12 protein-coding genes and 1 riboswitch are annotated in these 14,421 nt (G+C 60.0%); of the genes, 3 read left to right on the forward strand and 9 right to left on the reverse strand.

Annotated features, from left to right (window positions below):
* Positions 1-44: 44 nt before the first annotated feature.
* Positions 45-2,300 carry a TonB-dependent receptor gene (locus GTQ55_RS15705; RefSeq protein ID WP_161859578.1) on the forward strand — a complete coding sequence of 752 codons (2,256 nt, stop codon included), beginning with the start codon at positions 45-47 and terminating at the stop codon, positions 2,298-2,300.
* Between the two features lie 121 nt (positions 2,301-2,421).
* Here the strand turns inward: GTQ55_RS15705 and GTQ55_RS15710 are convergent, their stop codons facing one another.
* From GTQ55_RS15710 to GTQ55_RS15735, 6 genes are all read right to left on the reverse strand, one after another.
* Positions 2,422-3,186, reverse strand: a complete 765-nt coding sequence (locus GTQ55_RS15710; RefSeq protein ID WP_161859579.1) for a hypothetical protein — start codon at positions 3,184-3,186, stop codon at positions 2,422-2,424.
* Entirely contained in the window at positions 3,180-3,803 is a 624-nt protein-coding gene (cobO, locus tag GTQ55_RS15715; protein WP_161859580.1) for a cob(I)yrinic acid a,c-diamide adenosyltransferase, read from the reverse strand. The genes GTQ55_RS15710 and cobO overlap by 7 nt, the downstream gene beginning before the upstream one ends.
* A 171-nt stretch (positions 3,804-3,974) precedes the next feature.
* The gene (locus tag GTQ55_RS15720; RefSeq protein ID WP_161859581.1) at positions 3,975-5,831 is read right to left on the reverse strand and encodes a TonB-dependent receptor plug domain-containing protein; all 1,857 of its coding nucleotides are present in this window, start codon (positions 5,829-5,831) and stop codon (positions 3,975-3,977) included.
* Between the two features lie 131 nt (positions 5,832-5,962).
* Positions 5,963-6,159: riboswitch (cobalamin riboswitch) on the reverse strand.
* Positions 6,160-6,221: 62 nt separating this feature from the next.
* Entirely contained in the window at positions 6,222-7,004 is a 783-nt protein-coding gene (locus tag GTQ55_RS15725; RefSeq protein ID WP_161859582.1) for an ABC transporter ATP-binding protein, read from the reverse strand.
* Entirely contained in the window at positions 7,001-8,005 is a 1,005-nt protein-coding gene (locus tag GTQ55_RS15730) for a FecCD family ABC transporter permease (protein WP_237567722.1), read from the reverse strand. Before GTQ55_RS15730 ends, GTQ55_RS15725 begins: the two co-directional genes overlap by 4 nt.
* Complete coding sequence (locus tag GTQ55_RS15735; RefSeq protein ID WP_161859583.1) at positions 7,989-8,831, reverse strand: ABC transporter substrate-binding protein; 843 nt, start codon at positions 8,829-8,831, stop codon at positions 7,989-7,991. The genes GTQ55_RS15730 and GTQ55_RS15735 overlap by 17 nt, the downstream gene beginning before the upstream one ends.
* Positions 8,832-8,969: 138 nt before the next feature.
* Here GTQ55_RS15735 and GTQ55_RS15740 point away from each other — a divergent pair, with 138 nt between their 5' ends.
* Positions 8,970-9,350: a DUF6249 domain-containing protein gene (locus tag GTQ55_RS15740; RefSeq protein WP_161859584.1), complete on the forward strand. Its 381-nt coding sequence runs from the start codon at positions 8,970-8,972 to the stop codon at positions 9,348-9,350.
* Between the two features lie 53 nt (positions 9,351-9,403).
* On the opposite strand, the gene radA is transcribed toward GTQ55_RS15740, so the two are convergent.
* Positions 9,404-10,798, reverse strand: coding sequence for a DNA repair protein RadA (gene radA, locus GTQ55_RS15745; protein ID WP_161859585.1), 1,395 nt, complete (start codon positions 10,796-10,798; stop codon positions 9,404-9,406).
* A 158-nt stretch (positions 10,799-10,956) separates the two neighbouring features.
* Here radA and GTQ55_RS15750 point away from each other — a divergent pair, with 158 nt between their 5' ends.
* On the forward strand, positions 10,957-11,676 hold the full coding sequence (locus GTQ55_RS15750) for a 4'-phosphopantetheinyl transferase family protein (protein ID WP_161859586.1): 720 nt from the start codon (positions 10,957-10,959) through the stop codon (positions 11,674-11,676).
* A 50-nt stretch (positions 11,677-11,726) separates the two neighbouring features.
* Here GTQ55_RS15750 and GTQ55_RS15755 read toward each other — a convergent pair whose 3' ends face one another.
* Together GTQ55_RS15755 and GTQ55_RS15760 are read right to left on the reverse strand one after the other, a co-directional pair.
* The gene (locus tag GTQ55_RS15755) at positions 11,727-12,095 is read right to left on the reverse strand and encodes a cupredoxin domain-containing protein (RefSeq protein WP_161859587.1); all 369 of its coding nucleotides are present in this window, start codon (positions 12,093-12,095) and stop codon (positions 11,727-11,729) included.
* Complete coding sequence (locus tag GTQ55_RS15760) at positions 12,095-14,362, reverse strand: heavy metal translocating P-type ATPase (RefSeq protein ID WP_161859588.1); 2,268 nt, start codon at positions 14,360-14,362, stop codon at positions 12,095-12,097. The genes GTQ55_RS15755 and GTQ55_RS15760 overlap by 1 nt, the downstream gene beginning before the upstream one ends.
* Positions 14,363-14,421 lie beyond the last annotated feature (59 nt).

Raw genomic sequence — 14,421 nt, forward strand, 5'->3', positions numbered from 1 at the left:
AGCTCGGATCTATACGGAATACGCGCGATCACAAGGAGAAAAATATGCCTGCACCAAACCGCAGCAACCATCACCATTCTGACGCAATGCAGCCAAAGACAATGTTTACCGGGCGCAATCTGCTAGCCAGTGCCATCGCCCTCACCGCTGCGTTCAGCACCGTACCCGCCCTTTCCCAGCAATCCGTCCTCGAAGAAGTCACCGTCACCGCACAGAAGCGCGAGCAATCCATGCAGGATGTCTCCGTTGCCGTGAGTGCCTTCTCCGGCGATGCCATCGACAAGATGGGATTTGAGGAAGGGCTGGATATTACCCAGCAGGTGCCGAACATGAACTTCTTCGCCATCTTCGGCGAAGCGTCCAGCCCCTCGGTCAGCCTGCGCGGTATCAGCCTGGTGAATTTCTCCGATTCCTGGGAATCGCCTGTGTCTATCTACGTGGACGACGTCTACCGCGGTAATCCCGCCGGCTCCGCCATCCAGCTGTTTGACCTGGAGCGCGTGGAAGTACTGCGCGGTCCACAGGGCACCCTTTACGGACGCAATACGACGGGCGGTCTGGTGCACTACGTATCCCGCAAGCCGACCGAAGAGTTTGAGGCCAATGTCAGCGCCAGTATCGGCTCCTATGCAGAGCGTATTCTCGAAGGCAGTATGAGCGGGCCGATCACCGACAGCGTACGCGGCCGTGTCGCGATCAAGAGCACCCAGAATGACGGCTGGCAGACCAACACCGTCACCGGCGACAAGCTCAACGATACCGACAGCTTCGGCTACCGCACGCAACTGGAATTTGACCTAACAGAAAGTGGCAGCCTGCTACTGAACGTGCACGGCAGCAGCGCCGATCAGCAATCTGTCGGTTTTGCGCATATGGGTTACCTGCAGGAAGCAGAGGCTGGCGCCGATAAATGTTCAGTGCGGGTGATTCAGCGTGGCGGCTGTACCAGTGCAACCTTTGGCTTCACTGGTGCGGAGGCGGTAAACGGCAAGTTCGACCCCGAACACGTCGCTTCCGGTGCCGCGGAGGGACTCGGCACCAAGATCGATACCTTTGGTACTTCTGCCACCCTCAACTGGGATTTCGAAAACTTCAGCCTGACGTCGATCACGGCCTATGAGGAGCTGGACAAGTTCCTGCAGGACGACGGCGACGGTACTGCAGTAGTCTGGTTTGACGAGCAGTATGCTGTAGACGCTGAGCAGTACACGCAGGAATTCCGCCTCAGCGGCAGTACAGAAAGCAGCAACTGGGTGACCGGCGTTTACTACTACAAAGACGACCGCGGCCTGCTCACCGAAGCGCCTACCACCGCAGACGGCCTCTGGCACCGCGAGATAGTCACTCTCGACAGCGCCTCCTGGGCCCTGTTCGGACAACTGGAGTACGACCTCAGCAGTACACTGACCCTGGTGAGCGGCCTACGCTACACCGAAGAAGAGCGCGACTTTACCCAGGATGCGGGCCCCAGTTTCTACGCGGATGCCGTTGATACCCGAAAGGACCTGAGCGATCAGGCCATCACCGGCCGTATCGGCCTCGACTGGCGCCCGGCACCGGACACCCTGGCCTACGCCAGTTACTCTACCGGCTTCAAGAGTGGCGGCTTTTCCGGCAGCTATAACCGCAATGACCTGGCCACCGATCCGGTAGGCGCGGAGAGCATCAACAACTTCGAGCTCGGCCTGAAAACGACCCTCGCCGAAGTCTACCGGCTCAACGCAGCCGCATTTCGCTACACAGTGCAGGACTTCCAGGCACAGGTATTTATCAGTGTGGAGGAAGGCAGCGTGATCACCAACGCCGGCGATGTAACCGGTACCGGCGCAGAGGTGGAGCTGACTGCCCCGATTACGGAAAACTTCGAAGTCATCGCCGGCGCCGGCTGGCTGGATACGGAGTTCGACTCGGAGCAGGTGATTGGGGTCGCCGGAGACTTCTACACCCTGGATGGCAATGAACTGCCCTCCGCCCCCGGCCTCACCTACAACGTGGTGGCTCGCTACTACCTGGGGCTCGAAGGCAATGGAGAGCTGGTTTTCCAGGGGGATTACTCCTGGCAGGACGATCACTACCTGCAAATCGAAAACGACCCCTATTCAAAACACGACGCGTACGGCCTGGCCAACGCCAAGGTCAGCTGGCACTCGCCAACGGATGCCTACAGCCTGGAAGTCTTCGCCAGAAATCTGGCCAACGAAGAGTACTTCACCTACCAGAACACCCTGGGCGCCGACTGGGGCTACGGCGTGTGGGGCCAGCCACGCACTGCGGGCCTGCGGTTTAACTGGAAGATGTAAGGCGCAAAAAAACATGGAGCTCCCCGGGCCGCGGAGCTCCAGCTCCTCACAAGCGGCGCAAGCCGCTTCAAAAAACGCCTCAATCGAGGCGTTTTTATTTCTGACGAAAAACCCAAAACCTTTAATGCGCACTGGTCGCAGACAAATAAAAATACTCCCTTACCAAATTCTGCAACCACGCATGGGACTCAACCCAGTAAGAAGTGATAAACGTAATAAGCAACAAAACAAACGTCCAGCGCACAGGCGGTAAACGCCACTTTTCTGCAATTCCTATTGCAGCGGCCATCCCCAGCATCAACACCGCCATCAACTCAAAAAACCAGGCCAATGGCAGCCCCAACGGATATAGAAAAATCACATAGATCAATCGCCCCAGCCCCGGGGGGATCAATACTACCGCGGTCATACACATATAACCGGCGTGCAACGGCATTTTTCGGATGTTGACCAACCCAAGCACAAAGAAACTGACAGACGCTGGCAGCAACACGAAATCTACCCAGTAGACTTGCCGGAATATAGCGCCCTGTTCAAACGCAGCAACCGCGGTAAGCCACAAAAGATACGCCGCACTCACTACCATACCGGCGAATACTGGTAGGGAAAGCCAACCCAGGTAACGATGATTGCGATAGCAGCCCCGCTTCAGAAAATGCAACTGCACTGATAAAACTACAATCCAGCCAATAGCAAAAACTGCGTGCACCAGGTGTGCGAACCCGAGCTTCGACAGGGTTGCCAGGGTGCTTGGCACAAAGCCGAGACTAGACACTATGGCCGCCAACACCAGCCACTGGTATCTATTTATCAGACTCGACAAACTTACTGAGGATTTACTGGGCAACTTTTCCTCTGCAGGAGCCCCCTCCAGTGAAGCTACCACTCCACACCTTTCCGCGCAGAAACCCCATTTTCAAATGCATGCTTGTGCGATTTCATTTCCGTCACCGTATCCGCAACATCCATCAGATACTGTTTGGCACCGCGTCCGGTGATGATCACGCTCTGCTCGCGCGGCCGGTTTTGAATCGCGGCCACTACTTCCGTTTTATCCAGCCACTTGTAGTTGAGCGCGTAAGTTAGCTCATCCATTACCACCAGATAGACGCTCTCATCTGCGAGTGCGGCTTTGAGTTTCTCCCACAGTGCCAACGCGGCGGCCTTGTCCGCCTCGAAATCCTGGGTCTCCCAGGTGAAGTCGGTGCCCATTTCATGCCACTGCAGTGGATAGATTTCCGGGTCCAGCTGCGAAAGCAGGTTTTTCTCTCCGCACTCCCACACGCCCTTGATAAACTGCCCCACCACGACCTTGTAGCCGTAGCCCAACGCACGGGTGACGGTGCCGACCGCTGCGGTGGTTTTACCCTTGCCATCGCCGGTATACACGATGGCGATGCCCCGCTCCTCCAGCGCATTGGCGATGCCGGAGTCGACAATTTCCTTGCGCGCCTGCATGCGTTTTTTGTGGCGTTGCTGCTTGCTGTTTTCGGATTCAGACATGGTTGCGCTTCACTGCATTTATGGACCGGGACAGGGATGAATAGAGACAGGATAACAAGAATCGGAAGGATTCGGTCGCGGGGGACTCGCAGGCTGACAGGTCAACCGGAGAGAAGCTGGCCAAGAAGCGGTAACCGTGCGGGCCCGGGGGCCTGCACGGTATAAAGGGGGTCAGTTCAGGTTGAACTTCACCCCGGCATAGACCGCCGCACCGGTGGTATAAAAGCCGGCCACTTCCCGGTAATCCTCATCCAGCAGGTTTTCCCCGCGCAGATTAAAACTGACGCGCTCGCTGAAGTCATAGACTGCATTCAGGTCAAAGCGGTTGTAGCTGTCCAGGCGTTCCGCCGGGCCGCCAAAAACCAGTGCCGGGCTGGCCCGGTCGGCGGCGTGGCGCCAGTTGCCGGACAGGGTCAGGGTGTTTGCCAGCAGGGTGTAACTGGCCCCGAGGTTATATACCCGCTCGGCGACGTTGAGGCGCTGCTCGCCCTCGCTGTCGGTGCTATCGAGCCAGGTACCGTTGGCATACCAGCGGCCGCTTTCGCCCAGGCTACCGGCCAGAGACAGTTCGATTCCGTCGGAGTCACTCTCGCCGTCATCCTGCACATAGGCGCCCCAGCCGGTTCCGATACCACTCACGTAGACAATGGCATCGGTGACAGACTGTTGAAAGGCCACCAGCTCCAGTTGCAGCAGGTCCGCGTAGCGGTATTCCACCCCGAGCTCGTAGCCGCGACTGGTTTCGGGCCCCACCGGGTCGACACCACCACTCAGGTTGGTGGAAATCTCGTAAGGGCTGGGCGCGCGGAAACCAGTACTGGCGCTGGCGCGGTACTTGAGCTGCTGGTTGTCGCCGATCAGTTGCGGCACCGCCGCCGAAATACGCCAGCTGTTATGGTCCCGATCTTCCAGGCGGTCGTGGCGATAGCCCACGCTGTAAAACACGTTATCGGCGATATCGCTGCGCCACTCACTGTAGATACCGAGAATATCCACGTCCTGCATCGAGCCCGCAGACGCGTACTCCTGCTGGTCCATATCGGCGCCCCAGGTAATAGAGCCGCCGGCAAGAGCGCGGGTACCGATATAGTTGAGCTCGGCAATACTGCCCTCCATGGAGAAGCTGTGCGTGCCGGCGGAATAGCTTGCCCGCTCCAGTTCCTGATTGGAGAGCGATAAACGGTGGTTCACTCCGGCGGCGGTCAGATTGGCACCGAGCTGGTAACTGGTTTGCTGGTAGCTATCCAGGCAGTCGTTGACGATATCCCAGCCCAAATAGCAGTTGTCGAACCCGGTGTCTGCCTCGGTGCGCCACACACGCCCGTCGATAGAAAAATTTTCGCTGAAGCTATAGCCGAGGCTGGCACTACCGGTCTGGTTTTCATAGCCATCGCGCTCGCCGCTGGTATCGCTTTCCCGCGCATTGAAACCGTCGCTGTCGAGCTGGTTCAGATCGAGCTTGTAATCCCAACCGCCCTGCTGTCCGCGCGCAGCTATCTGGGTGCGCTCGGTGTCATAGCGACCGCCCTCCGCGGAGAGTTCCAGCTGCAGGGGCTTGTTGCCGCGCTTGGTAATGATATTGATGACCCCGCCGGCACCGGCGCCGTACATCATGCCCTGGGGGCCGCGCAGTACTTCGATGCGCTCCACGTCACCGGCCAGGATATGCTGAAACTGAGTGGTGACCTGGGTGTTGGCGGCGTCCGCCATATTCACACCATCGAGCAGCACCAGTGTGCGCGAGCTGGCTTCACCGCGCACATACACATTGCTGACCTTGCCCAGGCCTCCGGTATTGCTGATGGAAATACCCGGCAGGGTTTTGATCACGTCGAGCAGTGTGCTGTAACCGAGCTGCTGGATATCGACGGCGGTGAGTACGGAAACAGAAACACCGCTCTCGGCGCGGGGAATCTCTACCCGACTGGCAGTAATGGTGACCTGTTCAAGTTGAGTCTCGTCAGCCAATACAGGCTGAGCGGCAAGCGCAATGGCACCGGCCAGGCTCGAGAAAAAATAACTACGCATGTGAACCCCAATCAGAAAAATGGTCGATTGAGGGAGGGGAATACAAGGGCGAGAAACAAGACCGGGGAGCGCGCTCGAAAACAGAGCTGCCCATACCGCAAACAAGCCCAGACAAAGCCCTCCGCTTTATCGTCAGTGGTTTGCCTGAGGCCGGTATCGGGCTTATCTTTTTCTGACGGAACGCGGAAAAAAGAATCACCGTTGCGGGGGCAGCGCCGGAATCAGCCTGTTGTTTTGAACAGCCATTCACCGGACTTCCCGTTTAACCCAGCCAAGTACACCGCTTGTGGCGGAAGGACTGCTGGGCACCTGAAGCGCGGGGGATTATAGCGGAATGCACGGCAACACAGTAGGGCCGCCGAAAGCAAGCAGGGAGGCCCCATGAAAGTGCTAGAGCAGGTCTCCGGTAACAAATTCAGGGCGGCCATTGCGCCAGCGCAGTTCACTGGACACACCGTAGACGTCGGCTATCTGCGAATTGGTAAGCACACCTTCCGCGGTGCCCTGGGCGCGCAGGTGGCCACCCTCCAGCAACAGGATGCGGTCACAGTAGCGGGCGGCCAGGCCCAGGTCGTGCAGGGCGAGAATCACGGTTTTGCCGTTATCCGCCTGCTGGCGGAAGGTCTCCATCAACTGCAACTGATGACGGATATCCAGGGCCGCACCGGGCTCATCGGCAATCAGCAGTCGCGCCTCGCCCACCAATAGCCGCGCCAACTGTACCCGGCGCAATTCACCGCCGGAAAGTTGCGTGACCGCCCGGCGCGCAAGCGCTTCCGCATCCACCTGCTTTAGCGCCCGCGCCACACGCTCACGCCGCTGCGTGCGGCTAAGACTCCGCCCCCAGGGCAGCAACCCGAGGGCAACCAGGTCCTGCGCAGGCATGCTCCAGGCCGGGCTCTCCTGCTGCGGCAGGTAGGCACACAGCCTTGCCCGCTCGCCAGCGGAAACCTCAGAAAGAACGCGATCATTGAGAGAAAGCTGCCCGGACGTGAGCGGCAAAACGCCGGCCAGACAACTCAACAGGCTGCTTTTTCCCGCGCCATTGGGGCCGATCACGGCAGTCAGCTCGCCGGGCCTGAAAATACAGTCAATCCCGTGCAATACCGGCCGGCGATGGCGGCTGAGCCCCAGGCTGTTACAGCACAAGGTAAGTGAGTCCACTGGAGTCACAGGCTTGTCTCCCGCCGCGCACTGACGATCAACCAGAAAAAGAAGGGAGCGCCGATAAAGGCGGTCACGGCACCGATACGCAATTCCTGGGTACCCACCGTATTCAACACCAGCACATCCGCCAGCTGCAGTAACAGCGCACCCGCGAGTGCACTGGCCCACAGCAGCCGCGCCGGGTCCTGCCCGACCAGTGGACGCACCAGGTGCGGTACTACAAGGCCAATAAATCCGATGGTGCCGGCGACCGCCACCGAACTGCCCACCGCACAGGCGATACCGAATAAAACCAGCAACGGAAATCGTCGGCCGGAAAACCCGAGGGACGCCGCACTTGCCTCACCGAGTGAGAGCGCGCGCAGGTAATTGCGCGCGAAAAACAGCAGTAACGCGCCGAGCGCCACAAATGGCAGTGCGAGCAGCACCTGATCCCAGCCGCGATTGGCCAGCGAGCCCAACAGCCAGAATACGATTTCCTGCATCGCAAACATGCTCGGCGCATAGTTGAGGGCCAGCGCCATCAGCGCCGACAAGAATGCATTGATCGCCACTCCCGCCAGTACCAGGCGGCTGGCACTCGCCCCCTGCCCCGCCAGTAACCAGACACAGGCTACGGACAGCAACGCGCCGATAATGGCAAGCAGCGGCAGCAAGAAACCATCCACTCCCAGGCCAATGCCGGCACCGTAATACAGCACCAGAATTGCCACCAGTGCGGCACCGCTGCTCACCCCCAGCAATGCCGGTTCTGCCAGCGGATTGCGCAACATGCCCTGCATGGCGGCACCGCCCATGCCCAGTGCCGCGCCCACCACAATGGCCAGTACCGAGCGCGGCAGGCGCAGTTGCCAAAGGATCACCGCATCACTGTTATCGCTGTGCCAGCCATCGGCAAAAGCCGCCGGAAGGTCGATGGATACAGGTCCACTTACCAGTGCCGCCAGCATTGCCAGCGGCAGTGCCGCGAGCAGCAGGCCAAACAGGGTTTTATTCTTTGCCGACAATATCTGACCTCTTGTTTTTCAATTGCTGCAGCGTCTCCACCGCTGCCAGCGCCGGGCAGTAGCCCAGTTGCCGGGGCAAGTGGTAAGTACGACCGCGGTCGAAATAACGCTGCACCACCGGGTGCCGCTCGGCCAGATGCGCAATGGCAAAGTCCTGGTCACCGCCATAAAACACCAGCAGATCAGGCTGCAACGCGACGACCTGTTCGAGACTCACCCGCCCCAGCTGTTGCACGCCCTGTTCCGCGGCGAGATTACGGAACCCCGCGCGTGTGAGTAACTGGTGCTCCAGCATACCGCTGCCATAGGTAATATTATTTGCCGACAGGATCAGTGCCGTTGGCTGTTCCGGGCTTTTCTCTTTTTGCTGATACTTGTCCTCGCTTTCCGCCAGCAATGCCGTCAACTGTGCGCGCTGCTCGACCAGCGCCGGCAACGCGCCGAGGGTGTCCTGCAGTGCCTGCAACTGGACCTGCAACTGTTCAAGACTGTAGGCATCCGGTATTCGCACCAGGGTAAACCCCAGCGCCTCCAGCCGCGCGGCGGCGCGCTGCGCGCCGAACTGCCCGGTAAGCACCAGGTCGGGTTTCAGTGGCAATAATTCTTCCGCCTGTGCGCGGTTCAGGTAAACGTGTTCCGGTACAGGAGCGCTACGGTACTGGTCCTGGGCGGACAACCAGGTAATCGACACGATGGACTCCGGTGGCGCCCACTGCAATAACACCTGATCCAGACACAGGTTCAGCGAAGCAACTCGGCTCTGGGAATTTGCCGCCGCCGGAGAAAGCAGCGCTAGGAACAGGATCGTTCGGGTCAAAATATCCATCGGGTATCGCTTGCGTCTGTCAGGCTCTTCACATCATTCACCGGCTCACTTTTGGTACAGGCTGCATCCAAATGTCCTGTTACGAGCATCATACCGATAGCAACGACAAAAACTGCATGCCAACGAGCGGAGAAGATTATGAATGAAGGTACTATCGCGCTGATGATCCCATACGGCGCCTTTTTGTTGGTCGGCACATGCGTGTGGCTGATCCTGGCGAACCGTGCAGCAGCACACCGCGAAACCCAGCAGACTGTGCGTTTGGCGCTGGAAAAAGGCGGAGAGCTGACTCCGGAGGCCATTCAGCGCATTTGTGCGGGCAATACCCACCCGCAGAAAGATGTAAGGCGGGGCATTGCCTGGATCGCAATTGCAGTGGGCCTGGCACTGATGGGTTTACTGGCACCGGATCCCAGCGGCAATGCTGTCCTCGGCATGATGGCGATCGCCGCGATTCCACTGGCCATTGGCATCGGCTATCTGGTCATGTACCGGATTGCGCAACCCAATGCTGCCTGATTGAAGCAACAGAATGGAGGTTTCCCGAGCGGGAAACCTCGGCCCCGGCCACCTCAACTCATGTCGATAGCGGCCAGTGCCTCGGCCAGTGTTTTCACCGGCACCACTTCCATCCCCTCAATATCGCTCTTCAACCGGTTACCCGCAGGCACAATCGCTCGACGGAAGCCGTGCTTGGCCGCCTCCCTCAGGCGCTCCTGACCCGATGGTACCGGGCGGATTTCACCGGCAAGTCCCACCTCGCCGAACACCACCATATCCCGCGCCAGCGGGCGATTGCGAAAACTGGACACCACTGCGAGTAACAGCGTGAGGTCGGCGCTGGTTTCCATCACGCGCACACCGCCCACCACGTTGATAAATACATCCTGGTCACCGACGAGCACACCGCCGTGGCGGTGCAGTACCGCCAGCAGCATGTTGAGGCGGTTCTGATCCAGCCCCACGGCGACGCGCCGCGGGTTACCCAGGCTACTGTCGTCCACCAGTGCCTGCAGCTCCACCAGAAGCGGACGCGTTCCTTCCCAGATGGTGGTCACCACCGAACCTGCGGCGATTTCGTCCGCACGCTGCAGGAAAATGGCCGAGGGGTTGGAGACCTCTTTCAGCCCCTGCTCGGTCATCGCAAATACGCCCAGTTCATTCACCGCGCCAAAGCGGTTTTTGTGCGCGCGCAGGGTGCGGAAGCGGGAGTCGTGGGTACCTTCCAGCATGATGGAGCAGTCGATGATGTGCTCGAGCACCTTCGGCCCGGCGAGGCTGCCGTCTTTGGTGACGTGGCCCACCAGAATCAGCGCGGTGCCAGTCTGCTTGGCAAAGCGGGTGAGATACGCGGCGCTCTCGCGCACCTGCGCCACCGAACCCGGGGCGGACTGCACCTCGGCCATATGCATGACCTGGATGGAATCCACCACCATCACCTTCGGCTTCACCTCACCGGCAGTGAGGCAGATCTGCTCGACATTGGTTTCCGAGAGCATCTGCAGGTGGTCCGCCGGCAGGCCGAGACGCTTGGCCCGCATCGCCACCTGCTGCAGGGATTCCTCACCGGTGACATACAGTGCGGGCAGCGACTGGGAGAGATGGCACAGGGTCTGCAACAGCACGGTCGATTTACCCGCGCCCGGGTGACCGCCGATCAGTACCACCGAGCCGGGCACCAGGCCACCGCCGAGCACACGATCCAGCTCACTGGCGTTGGTGGGGATACGCGGCAGCTCGCTGAGGTCGATCTCCGACAGCTTCTGCACCTTGCCCTGGCCTGCTGCACCGGCATAACCGGCCTGCGCGTCGGTAAAGTTCGCCGCGCGACTGTCGGAATGGGCGGCCCCCAGCCGCACCTCACTCAGGCTGTTCCAGGCCCCACAGGCACTGCACTGGCCCGCCCACTTGCTGTAGTCGGCACCACATTCATTGCAGACAAACGCTGTTTTGGATTTTTTGGCCAAGATCTTCTCTCTGTTCCTGATGCAAGCGCGCGATTCTACCCTCCCTGCGTCACCGGGGAAAATTCCCACAGGCACGCAAAGCGCTAGCCCGTTAGTTGGGTAGGGTTTAGCATGTTGCCTTGAGTTCCTGTGGGCCTATTCCAGCACAATCGAGCACAATGACATTACCGGCAGTCTGGCTTTTACATCTCGACGATATTCCCCACAGCAGCCCGGAGGCCCGGGCTCTGGAGATCCTGCTGAGCAGCGACGAGCGCGCCCGGCGCGAACGCTACAGGGGGGAAGATGCCCGCTACCAGTTTCTCCTGAGTCGCGCCCTGTTGCGGCGGGTGCTCGGCAGCATCAGTGGTGAGCGGCCGGAAGCCCTGGTATTCCAGCCCAACGAGTCCGGCAAACCCCTGCTCGCCAACGTGCCGGAACTGCGTTTCAGCCTGAGCCACAGCGGCCAGTGGATCGCGCTCGCCGTCAGTTGCGAGGCGGATATCGGTGTGGATATCGAGCAACCGCTCAGACCGCGCAACTTCCTGCGCATTGCCAACCACTATTTTCATCCGGACGAGCAGGAACTGTTGGCCTCCTCTCCGCCGGAATTACTGCCGGTGCACTTTTATCGCTTGTGGACCATGAAGGAAGCGTTTTTCAAAGGACGCGGTACCGGTATCTCCGAGGGACTGTCCCGCATCAACCTCTCCGGGTTTCACCTGGGTCAGGGCATCGCCCTCGCCGATGACCTGCCGGGGGCAGCCGACCCCTGGCAGTTTCACTACGCCATGCTGCCACTGCCGGACACCTCCCACCTGCATCTGGCGGTGGCGGGGACCGACGTCGGTATCAGCGAGATCTGTCAGGAGCATATCCGGCGCGGACTGCCGGAATAACAATGCCCGTAGGCAGCGGGGCTGGCTCCCTGCTCAGGCCCGCGTGAACGCTACTCCACCACCAGTGTGCCGCGATACATCTGCATCTGGCAGTGGAACGGATATTCTCCCGCGTCGGTCGCCGGTATCGTGACCTCGGTGATCTTATCCACTGCGAGCTGTGCGCTCACTTCTAGGTCGGGGAACAGCACCCACTCGGCACAGGGCGAGGCATCTTCACGGCGGAACCGCAATACAGCCTCCCTTCCCTCGGGAATATGAACTCGCTCGGGTTCGTAGACACCGTCCTTGACCCGTATTTCCAGGTCTTCATCCACCCGTACCGTCTGCGGCTTTCTGCCTTTCGGTGCCAGCCAGAACCACCATACGGTGAGAACAATAGCGGCCAGTCCCGCCAGGTTGATCCACAGTGCTTGCATTACTCTTCACCCCCATTGGCTGTGGCCGTATGGTGTGAAGGCTTGAAAAAGCGCAGACGATTGGCATTGCTGACCACCGTCACGGAGGAAAATGCCATGGCGGCACCGGCAATCACCGGACTCAGCAGCATGCCGGTGACCGGATATAGCACGCCGGCGGCGATGGGAATACCCAGGGTGTTGTAGACAAAGGCACCGAACAGGTTCTGCTTGATATTGCGCAGGGTCGCGCGAGACAGCTCCACCGCGTCGGCAACGCCATGCAGGGAAGAGCGCATCAGGGTGACATCGGCGGATTCGATGGCCACATCGGTACCCGCACCGATGGCAAAGCCCACATCTGCCCGCGCCAGTGCCGGCGCATCGTTGATGCCGTCGCCGGCCATTCCTACTTTGGCACCACTATTCTGCAACTCTGAGACAATCCGTTCCTTGTCTTCCGGCTGCAGGTCGGCGTGCACATGGTCTATGTCCAGCTGTCTGGCAACCGCCTGTGCGGTGGCACTGTTGTCGCCAGTCAGCATTTCGATGCGCAACCCGAGATTTTTCAGGCGGTTAACAGCGGCCTGTGCGTCCTCGCGAATGGGGTCGGCCACCGCAATAATGCCGGCCATGGCGCCATCAACGGCCGCGTACATGGCGGTGCGCCCCTGCTCAGCCAATGCCTCGGCTTTTTCGGCCCATTTCCCGGGGTCTATGCTTTCGCGCTGCATCAATTTCCGGTTGCCGAGCAGTACTTTTTTGCCATCGACCTCACCACGGACACCGTGGGCGGTGATCGCTTCGAAACCGTGCACGTCACCGAGCGATAACTTTTTCTCCTGCGCAGCGCGCACAATGGCTTCGGCCAATGGATGTTCGGAGCGGCTTTCGAGGCTCGCAAGTTGCTGCAATAAGGTGTCGGTATCACCTGCGCATTCGATATCGGTGAGCTTCGGTGCGCCTTCCGTCAGGGTGCCGGTTTTATCCACCACCAGAACATCCAGGTCCGTGGCCTGCTGCAGGGCCTTGCCGTTGCGCACCAGCACGCCATTTTCCGCCCCTTTGCCCACGCCGACCATCACCGACATGGGCGTGGCCAGACCGAGGGCGCAGGGACAGGCAATAATCAGCACGGAAGTCAGCACCACCAGCATATGCGCCACTCTCGGGTCCGGCCCGAGGTTGTACCAAACCAGCGCAGCGATCACGGCGATGATCATGACACTGGGCACAAAGATCGAAGAGATGGTATCTGCGAGACGCGCAATGGGCACCCGGGAACTCTGCGCATTTTTGACCATCTGGATGATCTGCGACAGGCGGGTATCCGCGCCGACCTTTTCCGCGGTAAACAGCAGGCTGCCATTTTTATTCAGGGTGCCGGCGGTAACGGCATCGCCATCCGCTTTTTTTACCGGTAACGGTTCCCCGGTCAGCATGGATTCATCCACCAGGCTCCGGCCCTCAAGCACGCGGCCATCCACCGGGATTTTCTCGCCCGGGCGCACCCGCAGCTTGTCGCCGACCTGTACCTGCTCGATGGGAATATCCCGCTCCTCGCCATCGCGGATCACCCGCGCGGTGGGATCCTGCAACTGCAGCAGTTTTTCCACCGCGGCACTGGTGCGACCGCGGGCGCGCACTTCCAGAGCCTGCCCCAGATTGATCAGACCGATAATCATCGCGCTGGCTTCAAAATACACGTGACGTGCGGACTCCGGCAGCACCTGCGGCAACAGCACCACCAGCATGGAAAACAGCCAAGCGGTACCGGTGCCCAGTGCCACCAGCGTATCCATGGTGGCGCTGTGGTGACGGAAGGCGCGCCAGGCACCGGTGAAAAAGTGCCCGCCACAGAAAACCAGTACCGCCAACGTCAGCAGGCCGACAGCCCCCCAGGCCATCTGCTGAAAAGGACTGTTTACACCCATTTCACCGGTGACCAGCCCCCAAGCCATCAGCGGAATACCGAGCCCGAGAGCTATGCCTGCGCGCCACAGCAACTGCCGGTAATGCGCCCGCTCTTCTTCCCGCTGTCGTTCGCGCAACTCGCGCGCGCTGGCCTGTACCAGCTCGGCGCCATAGCCCGCGGACTCCACCGCACGGACACAGTCCCCGGCGGCAACCTCTCCCTGCACCAGCAGGGTTTTATCACCGAGGTTCACCCGCGCGTCCTCGACGCCTTGCACGTCGGCCAGCGCTCTTTCAATTTTCTTCACGCAACCGGCGCAGCTCACTCCCTGCAGCCGGAAGGTTTGCGGGGAATCCAGTGTTTTGTCACTCATGATGTTCTCCACCAACGCCATTCATGACGTGATGCTAAATGGTTCCAGCAGGGGTAAGG

The sequence above is a fragment of the Microbulbifer hydrolyticus genome, assembly GCF_009931115.1.
GTDB classification, from domain to species: Bacteria; Pseudomonadota; Gammaproteobacteria; order Pseudomonadales; family Cellvibrionaceae; genus Microbulbifer; species Microbulbifer hydrolyticus.